Here is an 18556-nt window from a genome sequence, read left to right as displayed (position 1 = left end):
CCGGCCGGGACGCGCGGGGTTCAGCCCGCGTTCAGCTGCGGGGGCCAGCGTGGGACGCCACCGTCCGGCCGATCAGGAGCCCAGATGCCGCTCAGCCGCAGAGAGTTCGCCGCCGCCACCGGCACCGCCCTCGCCCTCACCGGCACCGTCGGTGCCCTCGCCACCGCCCCCGGCGCCGTCGCCGCACCCCCGCAGCGGGGCGGCGGGCACGGGTACGGTCCGCTGCTCGACGACCCGGCCGGAGTGCTCGCCCTGCCCGCCGGGTTCGCGTACCGGATCCTCACCCGCAGCGGCGTCACCCGTCTGGAGAGCGGCGAGTTCACGCCCGAGCGGCACGACGGCACGGCCGCCTTCCCCGGGCCGCGCGGGGTCACCCTGCTGGTCAACAACCACGAGCTGAAGGGCCCGCGCGACGGCTGGGACCACCCGGTCCCGCTCGCCGAGGGCCTGGTCTACGACCCCGCCGCGGCCGGCGGCTGCACGGTCGTCGAGGTGCGCCGCGACGGCTCCACCGCCGAGTGGGTCGGCATCGCGGGCACCTCCACCAACTGCGCCGGCGGCGCCACCCCCTGGGGCACCTGGCTCACCTGCGAGGAGAACTCCGACCGCGCGGGCGAGAACGGCATGACCAAGGACCACGGCTACGTCTTCGAGGTCGACCCCCACGACCGCCGCGCCAACCGCGACCCGAAGCCCGTCAAGGCGTTCGGCCGGTTCGACCACGAGGCGGTGGTCATCGACCCGCGGCGCGGGCACGCCTACCTGACCGAGGACGACTCCTCGCCCAACGGGCTGTTCTACCGCTGGGTCCCGCCGGAGGGCTTCCGGCACGGCCGCGGCCGGCTGCGCACCCTCGCCGACGACGCCGGCGTCCTCCAGGCGCCGCGCTGCTTCGACGCGGGCGGCCGGTTCGTCGACGACCTGTCCCGAGCCACCCGCACCGGCACCGTGTACGGCGTCGACTGGGTGGACGTGCCCGACCGGGACGCCCGCACGGTCGCCGTGCGCGAGCAGTTCGGGGCCGGCGGCGTCACCCGCGGCCGGAAGCTGGAGGGCATGTGGTGGGCGGACGGCGGCGCGTACGTCGTCTCCTCGTACGCCCGCGGGGAGAGCCCCGGCACCCCGCACGACGGGCAGGTCTGGTTCTACGACCCGAAGCGCCGCACCCTCACCCTGAAGGTGCTCCTCGGCGTCAACACCGCCCCGGACGAGGACGGCGCCCTCGACGGGCCGGACAACATCACCGTGTCGCCGTACGGCGGGCTCGTCGTCGCGGAGGACGGCGAGGGCGTCCAGCACCTCTTCGGCGCGACGGACTCCGGGCGCACGTACCCGATCGCCCGCAACGACCTGAACGACTCCGAGTTCGCCGGCGTCGTCTTCTCGCCGGACGGGCGGACGCTGTACGCCAGCATCCAGAACCCCGGCCTGCTGCTCGCCGTCACCGGGCCCTGGCACCGCGCCCCGAGGCGCTGACGCGCGGGGCCCCGCCCGGCACTCCGGGCGGGGCCCCGGCCGGTCAGAGGGCCTCGGCCGCGGGGCGCACCATGTTGCGCACCGTGCGGGCCTTCACGAACGTGCCCAGCGCGGTCATCTCCCACTCGCCGGAGAACTGCCGGATCAGCTTGCACATCAGGACGCCCGTCTGCGGCTCGGCGGTCGTCAGGTCGAAGCGGACCAGCTCCTCGCCGGTCGCCGCGTCGAGCAGTCTGCAGTACGCCTTCGCGACCTCGGTGAACTTCTGGCCGGAGAACGAGTTCACCGTGAAGACCAGGCCCGTCGCCTCGGCGGGCAGCCGGCCCAGGTCGACCGTGATGACCTCGTCGTCGCCCGCGCCCTCGCCCGTCAGGTTGTCGCCGGAGTGGCGGACCGCGCCGCCCAGGATGGTCAGCTTGCCGAAGTAGCAGCTGTCCAGGTGGTCGCGCCGCGGGCCGTACGCGATGACGGAGGCGTCCAGGTCGATGTCCTTGCCGCGGTAGGCGGGCTCCCAGCCGAGGCCCATCTTGACCTGGGACAGCAGCGGACGGCCGCCCTTGACCAGGGACACCGTCTGGTTCTTCTGGAGGTTCACCCGGCCCTTGTCCAGGTTGATCTTCCCGGTCGCCGGGGGAGCGGTCGTCGGCACCGGGGGAGCGGCGGCCGGGGCGGGCGCGGAGCCGGCCCGGGACCGCGCGGCCGGGGCGGGAGCGGCGGGTGCGGCCGGGGCGGGTGCGGCGGCCGGAGCCGCCGGGGCGGGCGCGGCGGGGGCCTCCTCGACGGTCACGCCGAAGTCGGTCGCGATGCCCGCCAGCCCGTTCGCGTACCCCTGGCCCACCGCGCGGGCCTTCCACGCGCCGCCCCGCCGGTACACCTCGACGACGACCAGCGCCGTCTCCGCGCCGAGCCGGGGCGGGGTGAACGTCGCGAGGACGGCGCCGGACGCGGCGTCGCGGATCGTCGCGGTCGGCTCGACGCCCTGGAACGTCCGGCCCGCGGCGTCCGGACTCGCCGTGACGACGATCCGCTCGACGTCCGCGGGCACCGCGGCCGTGTCGATCGTGATCGCGTCGGGCGCCGTGCCGCCGCCGGACCGGTAGGTGACGCCGGGACCCGACGGCTGGTTGTAGAAGACGAAGTCGTCGTCGGAGCGGACCTTGCCGTGGGCGGTCAGCAGCAGGCCCGATACGTCGAGCCGCACCGGGGCGGCGACGTCCACCGCCACGCGCGCGGCGGACAGGGGGATGTTCGAGCCGGGGGTCATAGCTGTCATGACTGCCGTAACGACCGAGTCCGCTTCGCCGTTCCCCCGCCCGCCGCCGTTCCGGTCACGGGGCGGCGGCGGGCGGCACGGCCGTGCGGGCGCATATCCTCTCGCTCCGTGACAGCAGGGACCGTTTTTCGCACGGGGAAGGTGGAGGAGGCGCGCCGGGAGATCGGTGAGCGCTTCTACGCCACCTCCATGGACCTCATCGAGGAGCGCGGGCGCCGTTTCGCCGCCCGCTTCGAGACGGTCCGCCTGGGGCCGCTCGTCGTGGGGGACATGCGGTGCGGCGCCGACGTGCGGTTGCGCTTCGGGGAACTGGGCGCCTACCACGTGAACGTGCCGCTGAGCGGGCGGCTGGAGCTGCGGCAGGGGGCGGGGGACGCCCTCACCGGGACGCCCGAGCGCGGCACGGTGCTGAACCCGGCCGGGCGGGTCGTGGTCGACCGGTGGGCGGGGGACTGCCGGGTGGTCGCCGTCAAGGTGGAGACGGCCGCGCTGCGGCGCAGGCTGGAGGAGCTGCTGGGCCGCACCCCGCCGCGCGCGCTCGTCCTGGCGCCGACGCTGGACCTGGTGCGCGGGGCGGGCCGGGACTGGGCGGCGCTGGTGCGGCGCCTCGCGCGCGAGGCGGCCGACCCCACCGGGCTCGCCCAGCACCCGCTGGTCGCCGAGCCGCTGAAGGACGCGCTGCTCACGGGGTTGCTGCTGGCCGCCTCGCACCCCTACCGCGCGGAGGTGGCCGAGCCGGCCCGCGCCCTGCGCCCGGCACCGGTCAAGCGGGTCATGGACGCGGTGCGGGAGCGGCCCGAGCACCCGTTCACCGTGACGGAGCTGGCCGCCCTCGCGCGCGTGAGCACCCGGCGGCTCCAGGAGTCGTTCCGCGCCCACGTGGGGACGACGCCGATGGGGTACGTCCGCGACGTGCGGCTGGCGCGGGTCCGCGACGAGCTGCGGGACGCCGAGCCGGGCGCCGGGCTGACGGTCGGCGAGGTGGCCTGGCGCTGGGGCTTCACCCACCTGGGGCGGTTCGCGGCGCGCTACCGGGAGCGGTTCGGCGAGGCGCCGTCGCAGACCCTGCACGCGCCGCCGCCGAGGCGGGTGTGACCCGTGCGTCCGCGTGCCGCGGTGCACCGCGTTCGGCGGACAGGTCGCCGCGTTCGGCGGATCGCCGACCGTTTCGGTGGCCCTTAGGGTCGCTTGGTGACGCCGACGCACCCGTCCCCCGTGGGTGCGCGCGTCCCCGCGCGGGCCCGTCCCGGGTCGCCCCCCGTGAGACCGGGCCGGGCCCGCGCGCCCCGCGCCGGCGCCTTCGGCCCGGTGCCGCGCGCGCGGACGCCGCCCTCCCGGCGCGGCCCCGTCAGTGCGGCCACTGCGGCGGGTGGGTGCAGAAGTGCCCGCCCAGGTGGGCGTGGTCCGGGTTCGCGTCGTCCAGTTCGCCCTGCTCCGCGACGAGCTTCTGCGCGTACGGCTCCGAGTCGTCCTGCGGCTCGTAGCCCAGCGCGCGGGCCGACGACAGGTCCCACCACAGCCGGGTGTTGGCGGAGGAGCCGTAGACCACCGTGTGGCCGACCCCCTCGGCGGTGAGCGCCGCGTGGAAGAGGCGGGCGGCGTCGCCGGGGCTGAGCCACACCGACAGCATCCGCACGGAGGTGGGCTCGGGGAAACAGGAGCCGATCCGCACGGAGACGGTCTCCAGGCCGTGCAGGTCCCAGTACAGCTGGGCCAGGTCCTCGCCGAAGCACTTCGACAGGCCGTAGAACGTGTCGGGGCGGCGTGGGGTGTGGACCGGGATGAGCGGGTCGCCGGTGCGGGGCCGGGGGGTGAAGCCGACGGCGTGGTTGCTGGAGGCGAAGACGATCCGGCGGACGCCCTCCTCGCGCGCGGCCTCGTACAGGTTGTACGTGCCCTCGATGTTGGCGCGCAGGATCTTGTCGAAGGGGGCTTCCAGGGAGATGCCCGCCAGGTGGATGATCGCGTCGACGCCCCGGACGGCCTCCCGCAGGGCGTCCTTGTCGGCGAGGTCGGCGGTGATCGCGTCGGGGGCGCCCTCGACGGGGGCCACGTCGAGCAGGCGCAGCTCGTATCCGTAGTCGGGCAGCAGACCGCGCATCAGGGTGCCGAGGCCGCCGGCGGCGCCGGTCAGCAGGATGGTGCGGGCAGCGGGCATCAGCGGTGCTCCTTGCGGATACGTAGACGTCATTCACATGCGTGGACACGCTATTGAGGGTGCTCTGTACCGTCAAGTACTGCCGCCGTCTGCGGTTTTCCTCCTTGACCGGCCCCTTTGGGCTGCCCTAGCGTGGTCGGAGTTCATAGATATGGACGACGATCAGAAGTGTGTACCACTGAATCATTCGACGGCTTCGCCCAGGGAGCTCCCGTGACCCCACCTCCGCTCGCCGACCGCCTCGACGGCCTGCTGTTCTTCCCCGTCACCGCCTACGGGCCGGACGGCGCACTCGACCTCGATGCCTTCCGCGCGCACGTGCGCGCCGGCGTGGAGCACGGGGCCGCCGCCGTCTTCGCGTGCTGCGGCACGGGCGAGTTCCACGCCCTCACCCCCGACGAGTACCGCGCGTGCGTCGCCGCCGCCGTGGAGGAGGTCGCCGGGCGCGTGCCCGTCGTCGCCGGCACCGGGTACGGCACCGCGCTCGCCGTCCGGTACGCCCGGCTGGCCGAGGAGGCCGGCGCCGACGGGCTGCTCGCCCTGCCGCCCTACCTCGTCGTCGCCGACCAGGCCGGACTCCTGCGCCACTACGCGGCGCTGGCCGCCGCCACCTCCCTCGACCTCGTCGTCTACCAGCGCGACAACGCCGTCTTCACCCCCGAGACGGCCGCCGACCTCGCCCGGCTCGACCGGGTCATCGGCTTCAAGGACGGCCTGGGCGACCTGGACCTGATGCAGCGCATCGTCAGCGCCGTCCGCGCCGAGGGCCTGGACCTGCTGTACTTCAACGGCCTGCCCACCGCCGAACTCACCGGCTCCGCCTACCGCGGCATCGGCGTCACGCTCTACTCGTCGGCCGTCTTCTGCTTCGTGCCCGAGGTCGCCCTCGCCTTCCACCGCGCCATCGGCGCCGGCGACCAGGCGACCGTCGACCGGCTCGTCGACGGCTTCTACCGTCCCTTCGCCGACCTGCGCGCCAAGGGCCGCGGATACGCGGTCTCCCTGGTCAAGGCCGGTGTGCGGCTCCGGGGCCTGGACGTCGGAGAGGTCCGTCCGCCGCTCACCGAGCCCGCCCCCGCCCACGTCGAGGAGCTGGCCGAGCTCATCGACCGGGGCCTCGCCCTCGTCGGCGCGGAGACCGGCCGGTGAGAGCCTCCGCCTTCCTCTACCCCTGGGACGTCAACGGCGACCCCGGCGCCGCCGACCGCGTCGCCGCGCTCGGCGTCCAACAGGTCACCCTCGCCTCCGCGTACCACTCCACCCGCGCCCTGACGCCCCGCCACCCGCGCCACCGGTTCGTCACCGCCGAGCACGCCGCGGTGCTCTACCCGCCCGCCCCCGACCGCTGGGCCGGGCGCGCCCTGCGCCCGTACGAGGCCGGCGACTGGGCCCCGGGCGACGCGTACGGTGCGGCGGCCGGGGCGCTGGAGGCCGCCGGGCTGGAGGTGCACAGCTGGGTCGTCCTCGCCCACAACTCCCGCCTCGGCGCCGAGCACCCCGGCACGTCCGTCGTCAACGCCTACGGCGACCGCTACCCCTGGGCCCCCTGCATCGCCCGCCCCGAGGTGCGCGCCCTCCTCACCGACCTGGCCGCCGAGGCCGCCGTGCGCCCCGGCGCCCGCGGCACCGAACTGGAGTCGTGCGGCTGGTACGGCATGGCCCACCTGCACGCCCACGACAAGATCGGCGGCGTCACCCTCGGGGACGCCGCGCAGTACCTGATGTCGCTCTGCTTCTGCGGCACCTGCCGCGACGGGTACGCCGAGGCGGGCGCCGACCCCGAGGTGGTCGCCGCGGCCGTGCGCCAGGCCCTGGAGCCCGTCTGGGACGGCCGGGCCGACGGGCGGGAGGCGGGCTGGTCCGGCGTCGAGAAGCTGCTGGGCACCCCCCTCGCCGCGGCCACCCTCGCCTGGCGCACCCGTGCCGCCCGCACCCTTCAGGAGGACGCCGTGGCGGCGGTCCGGGCGGTCGCGCCGCCGGGCTTCCGGGTCCTGCTGCACGCCGACCCCGCCCCGTACCGCACGGGCGCCAACCCGGGCGTGGACCCCGCACACGTCCTGGGCGTCGCCGACGGGGTCGTCCTGCCCTGCACGGGCGGCGGAGCCGGGGCCGTGCTGCCGCCGTTCGCCCCGCACGCGCGCGCGGACACCACCTTGGCGGCCAACTTCACCGTCGTCACGGGCATGGGCGGCGCCCCCGGACGGCTCGCCGAGGACGCCGCGCACGCCGCCGCGCTCGGCGCCACCGAACTGCGCCTGTACCACGCGGGCCTGGCCTCCGGCCCCGACCTGGAGGAGGTCGCCGCCGCGCTGCGCGCCCTGTCCTGACGGGCCCTGCGGCCCGCCCGTCCCCCGCCCCGGATCCCCAGCGACCCGGGGCGGTCAGGCATGCCCGGACGGCGCCGGCGGGCCCGTTTCCTCCCGGTTCCGGGCCCGTTGGGCCGGGACCCCGCCCGCGTGTCCCCGCGGTCCCGCGCCCGAAACCCGTGGCGACGAGTTTTGTCAGAAGCGTTGACGAATGGAAAACCCCGCTTTACGTTCGTCGCCGTCGTACTTCGTACGTCATATATGAGACGCGATACGCGAGATATGAGACCCGTATGGCCTTCGCCCCCAGCCCTGTCCCCTCCCGCACCCAGTACGTGCTGGAGGAGGTCAAGCACGCCATCCTCACCGGCCAGCTGCCGCCCGGCCGCGCCCTGGTGGAGGCCGAACTGGCGGCGCGCTTCGGGGTGTCGAAGACGCCCGTGCGGGAAGCGCTCAAGACCCTCGCCGGCACCGGGCTCGTCGTCATGAGCCAGTACAAGGGCGCCACGGTCCGCACCGTCGACGCCGCCATGGCGCGCGAGGTCTACGACGTACGGCTGCTGCTGGAGCCCGAGGCGCTGCGCCGCACCATCGCCCGCCGCGCGTCGCTGGAGGTCGCCGGGCAGGCGCTCGTCCGGGCGGACGGCGCGACCGACCAGGCCGAACGCTCCCTCGCCAACCGCGAGTTCCACCGCGCGCTGTACCTGCCCTGCGGCAACCCGCTGCTGGCGCGGATGCTCGACGAGGTCCGCGACCAGGCCGCCCTCGTGTCCACCGTCGCCTGGAGCGCCGACCCGTCGTGGCAGCGCGAGGCCGACGAGCACCGCGAGATCCTCCGCCTCGCCCTGGCCGGCGACGCCGAGGGGGCCGCCGGCGCCCTGCGCGAGCACATCGCCCGGTTCCTCCGGCGGGCCTTCCCCGGCGACCCGGGCATCGAGGTGCCGGGCATGGAGGTGCCGGGCGTCGAGGTGCCGCACCACCCGTAGGACCACCCCAAGGCACGGCCCGGGCGCCGCCAGGCGAAGGACCCGCACCGAGAACCGCGGTGAACCCGGCTCCCCCGTGCACCCGTGACAGTCAGAGAAAGGCCGGTACGCATGGACCACTCATCGCTGAGGGCGGCGCTCGCAGACGTCGTCGCGATCCCCGTGACCCCGTTCGACGCCGACGGCGGTGTCGACCGGGACACGTATCGCGCCCTGCTGCGCAGGCTGCTCGACAGCGGCGTACGGGCCGTGACCCCCAACGGCAACACCGGTGAGTTCTACACGCTCACGCCCGACGAACGCCGCCTGGTCACGGAGCTCACCGTGGCGGAGGCCGGTGACCGCGCCGCCGTCCTCGTCGGCGTCGGCCACGACGTGCCGACCGCCACGGACGCCGCCCGCCACGCCCGCGACGCCGGCGCCGGCATGGTCATGGTCCACCAGCCGGTCCACCCGTACGTCTCCCGCGACGGCTGGGTCGACTACCACCGCGAGATCGCCGACGCCGTGCCCGAACTCGGCGTCGTCCCCTACGTCCGCAACCCGCTCCTCGACGGCGCGACCATCGCTCGCCTCGGCGAGCTGTGCCCCAACGTCATCGGCGTCAAGTACGCCGTCCCCGACGCGGCCCGCTTCGCCGCCGTCGCCCGCGACGCGGGCCTCGACCGGTTCGTGTGGATCGCCGGCCTCGCGGAGCTGTACGCCCCCTCGTACTGGGCCATGGGCGCCACCGGCTTCACCTCCGGGCTGGTCAACGTCTCCCCGGCCGTCTCCCTCACGATGCTCAGGGCGCTGCGCGGCGGCGACTACCCGGCCGCCCTGGAGGTGTGGGAGCAGATCCGCCGCTTCGAGGACCTGCGCGCGGCCGACCAGGCGGCGAACAACGTCACCGTCGTCAAGGAGGCCCTGGCCGCCCTCGGCCTGTGCCGCCGCGACGTGCGCCCGCCCAGCCGGCTGCTGCCCGAGCCGCGCCGCGCCGAAATCGCCGAGATGGTCAAGGAATGGGACGTATGAGCACCGATGGAACCCCGCCCGGGAACGGCGGCCCCGCCGCAGGGCAGGGCCGGACCCTCCGCAGCCACCAGTGGTACGGCACGGACGGACTGCGCTCGTTCAGCCACCGCGCCCGCACCCGGCAGCTTGGCTACCTCCCCGAGGAGCACCTGGGCAAGCCGGTCATCGCGATCCTCAACACCTGGTCCGACATCAACCCCTGCCACGTCCACCTCCGCGACCGCGCGCAGGCCGTGAAGCGCGGGGTGTGGCAGGCCGGCGGATTCCCGCTGGAGTTCCCGGTCTCCACGCTGTCGGAGACCTTCCAGAAGCCCACCCCGATGCTCTACCGCAACATGCTCGCGATGGAGACGGAGGAGCTGCTGCGGTCCTACCCCGTGGACGGCGCCGTGCTGCTGGGCGGCTGCGACAAGTCCACGCCCGCGCTGCTCATGGGCGCCGCCACGGTGGACCTGCCGACCGTGTTCGTCCCGGCCGGGCCGATGCTGCCGGGCCACTGGCGCAACGAGGTCCTCGGCTCCGGCACGGACATGTGGAAGTACTGGGACGACAAGCGGGCCGGGCTCATCGGCGACTGCGAGATGGCCGAACTGGAGAGCGGGCTCGCCCGGTCGCCGGGCCACTGCATGACCATGGGCACCGCCTCCACGCTGACGGCCGCCGCCGAGGCGCTCGGCGTCACCCTGCCCGGCGCGTCCTCCATCCCGGCCGTCGACTCGGGGCACGACCGGATGGCCGCCGCCGCCGGCCTGCGGATCGTCGAGCTCGTACGGCAGGACCTGCGGCTGTCGCGCATCCTCACCCGCGAGGCGTACGAGGACGCCGTCACGACCGTCCTCGGCCTGGGCGGCTCCACCAACGCGGTCATCCACCTGATCGCCATGGCGGGCCGCTCCGGGGTCCGGCTCACCCTGGACGACTTCGACCGGATCGCCCGCACGGTGCCGGTCCTGGCGAACCTCCGTCCCGGAGGGCAGTACCTCATGGAGGACTTCCACTTCGCCGGCGGACTGCCCGGGTTCCTCGCCCAGTTGACGGACCTGCTGCACCTGGACCGGCCGACCGTCGCCCACGCCACCCTGCGCGAGCAGCTCGCCGGCGCCCTGGTCCACAACACCGAGGTCATCCGCACCCGCGAGAAGCCGCTGGCCGACGAGGGCGGACTCGCCGTCCTGCGCGGCAACCTCTGCCCGGACGGCGCCGTCATCAAGCACATCGCCGCCGAGCAGCACCTGCTCCGGCACACCGGCCCCGCGGTCGTCTTCGACGACTACCGCACGATGCAGCGGACCATCAACGACCCGGCCCTCGGCATCACCCCCGACCACGTCCTGGTCCTGCGCAACGCGGGCCCCAAGGGCGGCCCGGGCATGCCGGAGTACGGGATGCTGCCCATCCCCGACTACCTGCTCAAGCAGGGCGTGAGGGACATGGTGCGGATCTCCGACGCCCGGATGAGCGGCACCAGCTACGGCATGTGCGTGCTGCACGTCGCGCCCGAGTCGTACGTCGGCGGGCCGCTCGCCCTCGTGCGGACCGGCGACCTCATCACGCTCGACGTCGAGGCCCGCTCGCTCCACCTCCACGTGAGCGACGAGGAGCTGGCGGAGCGCCGGGCGGCGTGGACACCGCCGCCCAACCCGTACGAGCGCGGCTACGGCGCGCTGTACCAGGAGCAGATCACCCAGGCCGACACCGGCTGCGACTTCGAGTTCCTGGCCAGGCCGGGGAACGTACCGGAGCCGTACGCGGGCTGAGCCCCGGCCGGGGGCACCACCGGCCCTCATGTCCGGAATCTCGAACGTGATCCGGAAAGCGCTTCACGCGTGACCCGCACGACCGCACCGCACCGCAATGCACCGCACGATGAACGGAGACATGTCATGGCCCAAGCCGCAGCCGTGGCGAAACAACCCAGGGCCGGTCGGCGCCGCACGGGAGCCGAGCCACGTCGCCTGCCGTATCTGCTGATCGCGCCCGCCGGTCTGCTGATGCTCGGCTTCATCGCCTACCCCGTGCTCAGCGTCTTCTACTACAGCCTCCAGCACTACAACGTCACCAAGCCGTGGAAGAACGGCTACGCGGGCTTCGAGAACTTCACCCGCATCTTCACCGAGGACCCCCTCTTCTGGTCCACGCTCGGCTTCAGCGCCAAGTGGGTCGTCGTCGAGGTCACCCTCCAGCTCGCCCTCGGACTCGTCCTCGCCCTGCTGGTCAACCAGACCTTCGTCGGCCGCGGCATCGCCCGCGCCCTGGTCTTCTCGCCCTGGGCCGTCTCCGGCGTGCTCACCACGACCATCTGGATGCTGCTCTACAACCCGTCCACGGGCATGAGCCGCTACCTCGCGGACATCGGCATCGGCACGTACGGCACGTCCGTCCTCTCCGACACCGGCACCGTCTTCTGGGCGGCCGTCCTCGCCGAACTCTGGCGCGGCGTCCCCTTCTTCGCCATCCTCATCCTCGCCGACCTCCAGTCCATCCCGAAGGACCTCTACGAGGCGGCGTCGGTCGACGGCGCGAGCCGGATGCGGCAGTTCTTCCACATCACGCTGCCGCACCTCAAGGACGCCATCATCCTCTCCACGCTGCTGCGCGCCGTGTGGGAGTTCAACAACGTCGACCTGCTCTACACCCTCACCGGCGGCGGCCCGGCCGGCGTCACCACCACCCTGCCCCTCATGATCGCGAACACCGGCATCGAAGGCCACGACTTCGGCTACGCCTCGGCGCTGACCACCGTCGCGTTCGTGATCCTCCTCTTCTGCTCGATCCTCTATCTGCGCCTGAGCAAGTTCGGAGGCGACCGCTGATGACCGCAGCACTCGCGGAGAAGGGCACCCACGCACGCGTGCCCGCCCACGACGACCCGGCGCCTCCCGCCGCCCCGCGCCGCCGGAAGCGCGAACGAGCCTTCGACGACGTGCCGCGCTGGCAGATATACGTGCCGCTCGCGCTGTACCTGCTGTTCACGCTCGTCCCGTTCTACTGGATGCTGCTGTTCGCCGTACGGCCCGCCGGCTCCACCTCGCTCGTGCCCTGGCCCATCACCTTCGAGCACTTCGAGAAGGTCTGGAACGAGCGCAGCTTCGGGGTCTTCTTCCAGAACAGCATGCTCGTCGGCGTCGCCACGCTGATCGCCACCACCCTCGTCGCGCTCGCCGGCGGCTACGCGCTCGCCCGGTTCGACTTCCGCATCAAGAACGGCTTCATGCTGGCGCTGCTGTGCTCCCAGTTCATCCCGGGCGCGCTCATGCTGGTCCCGCTGTTCGAGATCTTCCGCAACCTGCAGATGATCAACTCGCTGGGCAGCGTCGTCATCGCCGAGACGGTCTTCCAGCTCCCCCTGTCGATCATCCTCATCAGCGGCTTCATCAAGAACGTCCCCGTCTCCCTGGAGGAGGCCGCCTGGGTCGACGGCTGCTCCCGCTTCCGCGCCTTCCGCGCGGTCGTCCTGCCGCTGCTGCGCCCCGGCCTCATCGCCGTCGGCTCCTTCGCCTTCGTGCACAGCTGGAACCACTTCCTGTTCGCCCTGATGTTCCTCAGCGAGCAGGACAAGCAGACGATCCCCGTCGGCCTCAACACCCTGATCGGCGCCGACAGCGTCGACCTGGGCGCCCTCGCCGCGGGCGGCGTCATCGCCGCCGTGCCCGTCGTGATCGTCTTCGCGTTCATCCAGAAGTGGCTCATCACCGGTTTCAGCGCCGGCGCGGTGAAGGGCTGACGCCGGATGAACCACGGACCGCTGCCCCTCCCCGTCGTCCTCGCCGGCGCCCGCGGCCACGGCCGCTGGCACCTGCACAACATCCGGCGCCTCGCCGGGGCCGGGCTCGTGCGGCTCGCCGGGGTGTGCGAACTGCGCCCGCTCGACGCCGAGGAGCTCGACGGGTTCGGCACCCCCGCGCAGTCCGACGACTTCGGCGCCCTCCTCGACACGACCGGCGCCCGGATCGCCGTCGTCTGCACGCCCATCGACACCCACACCGACCTCGCGCTCACCGCGGCGCGGCGCGGCGTCCACCTCCTCCTGGAGAAGCCGCCCGCCCCGTCCTTCGCGGAGTTCCGGCGCATGGCCGACGGGGTGCGCCTGGCGGGCACCGCCTGCCAGATCGGCTTCCAGTCGCTCGGCTCGCACGCCCTGCCCGCCATCGCCGAACTCGTCGCGCAGGGCGCCATCGGCGAGGTCACCGGCATCGGCGCCGCGGGGGCGTGGGCCCGCGACGAGGCGTACTTCCGGCGCTCCCCGTGGGCCGGGAAGCGCCGCCTGGGCGGCACCGACGTGGTCGACGGGGTGCTCACCAACCCGCTCGCCCACGCCGTCGCCACCGCCCTGGCGCTCGACGGCAGCCCGTACGCCGAGGACGTCGCCGACATCGAACTGGAGCTGGCCCGCGCCAACGACATCGAGGCCGACGACACCTCCTGCCTGCGCGTCACCACCGCGCGCGGCACCCGCGTCACCACCGCCGTCACCCTCTGCGCCGAGGAGCCCGGCGAGCCGTACGTCCTCGTCCACGGCCGGCACGGCCGCATCACCTTCTGGTACAAGCAGGACCGCGTCCTGGTGCAGCGCGCCGGACACGGCCCCGTCGAGACGGTGCACGGCCGGACCGACCTCCTGGAGAACCTGGTCCGCCACGTCGTCGACGGCGACGAGCTCCTCGTACCGCCCGACCGGACCGGCGCGTTCATGCGCGTCGTCGAAGCCGTCCGCACCGCCCCCGAGCCCCGCGCCCTGCCCGCCGCGGACTGGTACGTGGACGAGACGGTCGACGGGGTCCGGCGGCGGGTCGTGAAGGGCGTCGACGGCCTCGTCCACGCGAGCGCGGACACCCTCTCCCTCTTCTCCGAGCTGGAGGCGAAAGCCCCATGACGCACCCGCTGGTCCTGCGCTGCGCGGGACGGGCCGTCGGCCACTACGTCCACCCGGACGACCTGCCCGCCCGGCTCTCGCCCCGGCCCTACCTCCATCCCGTCACCACCCTCCACGGCACGCCGGTCACCGAGGAGCGGCCGGCCGACCACCTCCACCACCTCGGGGTGTCGGTCGCCGTCCCCGACGTGGCGGGGCGCAACTTCTGGGGCGGTCGCACCTTCGTCCGCGACCAGGGCCCCACCGAGCTGGACAACCACGGCGAGCAGCGCCACGACGGCTGGAAGCTGCGCGATCCGGACGGCTTCGTGGAGGACCTCGTCTGGTCCTCCGGCGGTACGGACCTCCTGCGGGAGCGCCGCACCGTCGCCGCCACCGCGCTCACGTCCGACGCCTGGGCGCTGGACTTCACCTTCTCGCTCACCAACCCCGGCGACGAGGACCTGTCCATCGGCTCCCCGGCCACCAACGGCCGCCCCGGCGCCGGCTACGGCGGCTTCTTCTGGCGCGCCCCCAAGGAGCCCGCCGGCGCCGCGGCCCCCGACGTGTTCACCGCCGACGCCGAGGGCGAGGAGGCCGTCCACGGCCGCACCGCCGACTGGCTGGCGCTGCGCGGGGCGGACTGGACGCTCGTCTTCGCCGGAGCCACCGGGGACACCCGGCGGGACCCCTGGTTCGTCCGCACCGGGGAGTACCCCGGCGTCGGCTCGTCCCTCGCCTGGGACGCGCGCCTGCCCGTCCCGGCGGGCGGCACCGTCGTCCGCCGCCTCGTCACCGTCGTCGCCGACGGGCGCCTCGACCGGCCGGCGGCGGCCGGGCTCGTACGGAAGGCCCTGTCATGACGCTCGTCCACCGCGCCGACCTCGGCGACGGCACCTACCGCAACCCGGTCCTCGCCGCCGACTGGTCCGACCCCGACGTCGTCGCGGTCGGCGAGGACTTCTACCTCACCGCGTCCAGCTTCGGCCGCGCCCCCGGCCTGCCGCTGCTGCACTCCCGCGACCTGGTCAACTGGTCCCTCGTCGGCCACGCCCTCGAACGCCTCGAACCCGCCGGGGACTTCGCCGCGCCCCGTCACGACAAGGGCGTGTGGGCACCGAGCCTGCGCCACGCCGACGGCCGGTTCTGGATCTTCTGGGGTGACCCCGACCACGGGATCTACCAGATCAACGCCGAGCACGTCCGGGGCCCGTGGACCGCGCCACACCTGCTGAAGGCCGGCAAGGGACTGATCGACGCCTGCCCGCTGTGGGACGACGAGACCGGCGAGGCGTACCTCGTGCACGCCTGGGCCAAGTCCCGGTCCGGGGTGAAGAACCGGCTCACCGGCCACCGGATGAGCCGCGACGGCCGCACCCTCCTCGACGAGGGCGAGGTCATCGTCGACGGCGACCGCATCCCCGGCTGGTTCACCCTCGAAGGCCCCAAGCTGTACCGGCACGGCGGCTGGTTCTGGATCTTCGCGCCCGCCGGGGGAGTGGAGACCGGCTGGCAGGGCGCCTTCCGGGCGCGGGACTTCTTCGGCCCGTACGAGGAGCGGATCGTCCTCGCCCAGGGCCGCACCGAGGTCAACGGCCCCCACCAGGGCGGCTGGGTGCGCACCCCGGCCGGCGAGGACTGGTTCCTGCACTTCCAGGCGCGCGGCGCGTACGGCAGGGTCGTCCACCTCCAGCCCATGGCGTGGGACGACGAGGGCTGGCCGGTCATGGGCGACCGGGGCGAGCCGGTCCTGCGGCACCGCAAGCCGGCCGCCCCCGAGCAGCCCGTCGAGGCGCCCGCCACCGACGACTCCTTCCCCGGCGGCCGGTTCGGGCGGCAGTGGCAGTGGACCGCCAACCCCCGCCCCGGCTGGACCGTCGAGCACGGCGGGGACGGGCTGCGCATGAGCTGCGTCCGCACCGGCGACGCGCACGACCTGCGGCTGCTGCCGCACGTCCTCACCCAGCGGCTGCCCGCCGAGACGTTCACCGCCGAGGTCGCCCTCGCCCTGGAGGGCACCGAGCCGGGCGCCCGGGCCGGGCTCGCCGTCCTGGGCGACGCGTTCTCCTGGATCGGCCTGGAGCGCGGCGGCGACGGGGCCGTCCGCCTCGTGCACCGGTTCGCCGAGCCCGTGGCGGAGGCCGAACGGGACGCCGCGCCGCCGCGGCCGGCGCCGGAGGGGCGCGTACGGCTGCGGGTCGAGGTGTCGGCCGGGGCGCGCTGCCGGTTCCAGGCGGACACCGGGGACGGCTGGCGGCCGTCCGGGCCGGTCTTCGCCGCCACGCCGTGGCGCTGGGTCGGCGCGCTGCTCGGCCTGTTCGCGGCCGCGCCCCCGGGACAGGGCGACGCCGGGACCGCCGCGTTCACCGACTTCCGGGTCGTCTGACGCTGCGCGGCGCCGCCCGCGCAGGAACCCTTCACCACCAGCCTGTTGGGAGCCGCAATGACGCACTTCCGTAGCAAGCGCTTGCCGCAGTCGGGGACCGGCCCCGCCAGGGCCCTGGCCGCCGGCGCGCTGGCCGCCGCCCTCGGCCTGGGGACGCTCACCCCGGCCGCGGCGGCCCCCGCGCCGGCCCCGCCCGCCGGGGCCGGCGACCGGCCCGCCGCGGGCCCCGCCGCGCGGTCGCCGCACGCCGAGGAGCCGCACGGCTTCGCGTCGCTCGCGGGCGGCACCACCGGCGGCCGAGGCGGCAAGGTGGTCACCGTCCGCACCCAGGCCGACCTCGCCCGGTACGCCGGGGCCGCCGAGCCCTACGTCATCCGCGTCGCGGGCGCGATCGACGTCGCCCCGTTCGGCACCGCCATCGACGTGGCCTCCGACAAGACGATCATCGGGGTCGGCACCAGCGGCGAGATCGTCCACGGCGAGCTGCGGCTGAACCCCGGCACCCGCAACGTCATCATCCGCAACCTCACCATCCGCGACTCGTTCGTGGAGGGCGACTGGGACGGCAAGACCAACGACTTCGACGGCATCCAGATGGACTCCGTCTCCCACGTCTGGATCGACCACAACCGCTTCAGCCGCCTCGGCGACGGCATGCTCGACATCCGCAAGGACAGCACGTACGTCACCGTCTCGTACAACCGCTTCGAGGACCACAACAAGGCGCTCGGGATCGGCTGGACGAGCAACGTCGCCACGCAGGTGACCATCGACCACAACTGGTTCAAGGGCACCAAACAGCGCAACCCGTCCGCCGACAACTGCGCCTACGCCCACTTGTACAACAACTACCTCTCGGCGCAGGTCGACGACGGCGACCCCGTGTGGACCTACGGCAACTGGGCGCGCGGACGCACCCGCATGGTCATCGAGAACAGCTACTACGACGGCGTCCAGCACCCCTACCAGGCCGACGCCACCGCCGAGCTGGTGCAGCGCGGCTCGGTCCTGCGCGGCACCACGGGCCGCACCGACAGCCGGGGCACCGCCTTCGACCCGCGGGACCACTACGCCTACCGGCTCGACCCGGCGGCGGCCGTGCCCGCCCTCGTGAGCCGCTTCTCCGGGCCGCAGCGCACCCTCGGCACGGACACCGTCCTCGACGTGCCCGCCGCCTACCCGACCGTGCAGTCCGCCGTGGACGCCGTGCCCTCCGGCAACGACGGACGCGTCACGCTCCGCATCGCGCCCGGGACGTACCGTGAGAAAGTACGTATTTCAGCCGACAAGCCGAAAATCTCTCTTCAGGGGACTGGACAGAACCGGTCGGACACCGTGATCGTGTACGACACCCCGGCCGCACACGGAGGATCCACGGGCAGCGCCACCGTCCTGATCGCCGCCTCCGACGTCTCGGCCCGCAACCTGACCTTCGTCAACGACTTCGACGAGGCGGCGGTGGAGCTGAACGGGGAGCAGGCCCTGGCGATGAAGACGACCGGCGACCGGATCGTCTTCGAAGACACGGCCTTCAAGGGCAACCAGGACACCCTGATGACCGACAGCCCCAAGCTGGACGTCGTCAGCCGGGTCTACATCCGCGACTCGTACCTCGAGGGGGATGTGGACTTCCTCTACGGACGGGCCACCACCGTCGTGGAGAACTCGCTCATCAGGGCGCTCAGCCGCGGCTCCGCCACCAACAACGGCTACATCACCGCGGCGAGCACCTGGAAGGGCAACCCGTACGGCTTCCTGATCACCCGGTCCCGGATCGTCAGCGACGCCCCCGCGGGCACCTTCCACCTCGGACGCCCCTGGCACCCCGGCGGCAACCCGGACGCCGTCGGCCAGGTCCTGATCAGGGAGACGGAGCTGCCGGCCGCGATCAAGGCGGCGCCGTGGACGGACATGAGCGGCTTCTCCTGGCGGGACGCCCGCTTCGCGGAGTACCGCACGTACGGACCGGGGGCGGCCGTCTCCCCGGACCGCCCGCGGATGAGCGACGCGGAGGCCGCGGCCCACGAGGTCGCCGACTACCTCGCGGGCCGGGACGGCTGGGCGCCCCACCTGTCGTGACCCCCCACACGACCGGAGGGACCCCG

The 18556-nt window shown here is 73.9% G+C and carries 15 protein-coding genes; 13 read left to right on the top strand and 2 right to left on the bottom strand.

Annotated elements, in window-relative coordinates; all coding sequences use genetic code 11:
* Positions 1-84: 84 nt before the first annotated feature.
* On the top strand, positions 85-1476 hold the full coding sequence (locus RND61_RS04720; RefSeq protein WP_315876396.1) for an alkaline phosphatase PhoX: 1392 nt from the start codon (positions 85-87) through the stop codon (positions 1474-1476).
* Between the two features lie 43 nt (positions 1477-1519).
* Here RND61_RS04720 and RND61_RS04715 read toward each other — a convergent pair whose 3' ends face one another.
* Positions 1520-2740, bottom strand: a complete 1221-nt coding sequence (locus RND61_RS04715) for a TerD family protein (RefSeq protein WP_315876613.1) — start codon at positions 2738-2740, stop codon at positions 1520-1522.
* 117 nt (positions 2741-2857) lie between these two features.
* On the opposite strand from RND61_RS04715, the gene RND61_RS04710 reads away from it, so the two are divergent.
* A complete protein-coding gene (locus RND61_RS04710; protein WP_315876395.1) occupies positions 2858-3844 on the top strand; it encodes an AraC family transcriptional regulator in 987 nt (328 codons plus the stop codon).
* Between the two features lie 253 nt (positions 3845-4097).
* Here the strand turns inward: RND61_RS04710 and RND61_RS04705 are convergent, their stop codons facing one another.
* On the bottom strand, positions 4098-4907 hold the full coding sequence (locus RND61_RS04705; protein WP_315876394.1) for an NAD-dependent epimerase/dehydratase family protein: 810 nt from the start codon (positions 4905-4907) through the stop codon (positions 4098-4100).
* 213 nt (positions 4908-5120) lie between these two features.
* On the opposite strand from RND61_RS04705, the gene RND61_RS04700 reads away from it, so the two are divergent.
* The 11 genes from RND61_RS04700 (at position 5121) to RND61_RS04650 (ending at position 18530) form a co-directional block, all read left to right on the top strand.
* Positions 5121-6056 carry a 5-dehydro-4-deoxyglucarate dehydratase gene (locus tag RND61_RS04700; protein ID WP_315876393.1) on the top strand — a complete coding sequence of 312 codons (936 nt, stop codon included), beginning with the start codon at positions 5121-5123 and terminating at the stop codon, positions 6054-6056.
* Complete coding sequence (locus RND61_RS04695) at positions 6053-7234, top strand: hypothetical protein (RefSeq protein ID WP_315876392.1); 1182 nt, start codon at positions 6053-6055, stop codon at positions 7232-7234. The genes RND61_RS04700 and RND61_RS04695 overlap by 4 nt, the downstream gene beginning before the upstream one ends.
* Positions 7235-7506: 272 nt before the next feature.
* Positions 7507-8199: a GntR family transcriptional regulator gene (locus RND61_RS04690; protein ID WP_315876391.1), complete on the top strand. Its 693-nt coding sequence runs from the start codon at positions 7507-7509 to the stop codon at positions 8197-8199.
* A gap of 111 nt (positions 8200-8310) precedes the next feature.
* The gene (locus tag RND61_RS04685) at positions 8311-9213 is read left to right on the top strand and encodes a dihydrodipicolinate synthase family protein (protein WP_315876390.1); all 903 of its coding nucleotides are present in this window, start codon (positions 8311-8313) and stop codon (positions 9211-9213) included.
* Entirely contained in the window at positions 9210-10970 is a 1761-nt protein-coding gene (gene araD / locus RND61_RS04680; protein WP_315876389.1) for an L-arabinonate dehydratase, read from the top strand. The genes RND61_RS04685 and araD overlap by 4 nt, the downstream gene beginning before the upstream one ends.
* Before the next feature lie 126 nt (positions 10971-11096).
* A complete protein-coding gene (locus RND61_RS04675; protein WP_315876388.1) occupies positions 11097-12026 on the top strand; it encodes a carbohydrate ABC transporter permease in 930 nt (309 codons plus the stop codon).
* A complete protein-coding gene (locus tag RND61_RS04670) occupies positions 12026-12937 on the top strand; it encodes a carbohydrate ABC transporter permease (RefSeq protein WP_315876387.1) in 912 nt (303 codons plus the stop codon). The genes RND61_RS04675 and RND61_RS04670 overlap by 1 nt, the downstream gene beginning before the upstream one ends.
* A 6-nt stretch (positions 12938-12943) precedes the next feature.
* Positions 12944-14086, top strand: a complete 1143-nt coding sequence (locus RND61_RS04665) for a Gfo/Idh/MocA family protein (RefSeq protein ID WP_315876386.1) — start codon at positions 12944-12946, stop codon at positions 14084-14086.
* Positions 14083-14928, top strand: a complete 846-nt coding sequence (locus tag RND61_RS04660; RefSeq protein ID WP_315876385.1) for a DUF6807 domain-containing protein — start codon at positions 14083-14085, stop codon at positions 14926-14928. The genes RND61_RS04665 and RND61_RS04660 overlap by 4 nt, the downstream gene beginning before the upstream one ends.
* Complete coding sequence (locus RND61_RS04655) at positions 14925-16451, top strand: glycoside hydrolase family 43 protein (protein ID WP_315876384.1); 1527 nt, start codon at positions 14925-14927, stop codon at positions 16449-16451. The genes RND61_RS04660 and RND61_RS04655 overlap by 4 nt, the downstream gene beginning before the upstream one ends.
* Before the next feature lie 57 nt (positions 16452-16508).
* Positions 16509-18530, top strand: a complete 2022-nt coding sequence (locus tag RND61_RS04650; RefSeq protein WP_315876383.1) for a pectinesterase family protein — start codon at positions 16509-16511, stop codon at positions 18528-18530.
* Positions 18531-18556 lie beyond the last annotated feature (26 nt).

Origin of the sequence: Streptomyces tamarix (assembly GCF_032423885.1) — a bacterium.
Classification (GTDB): Bacteria; Actinomycetota; Actinomycetes; order Streptomycetales; family Streptomycetaceae; genus Streptomyces; species Streptomyces tamarix.
Note: the sequence above shows the minus strand (reverse complement) of the source record. Positions and strands in the feature narration are given on the sequence as shown.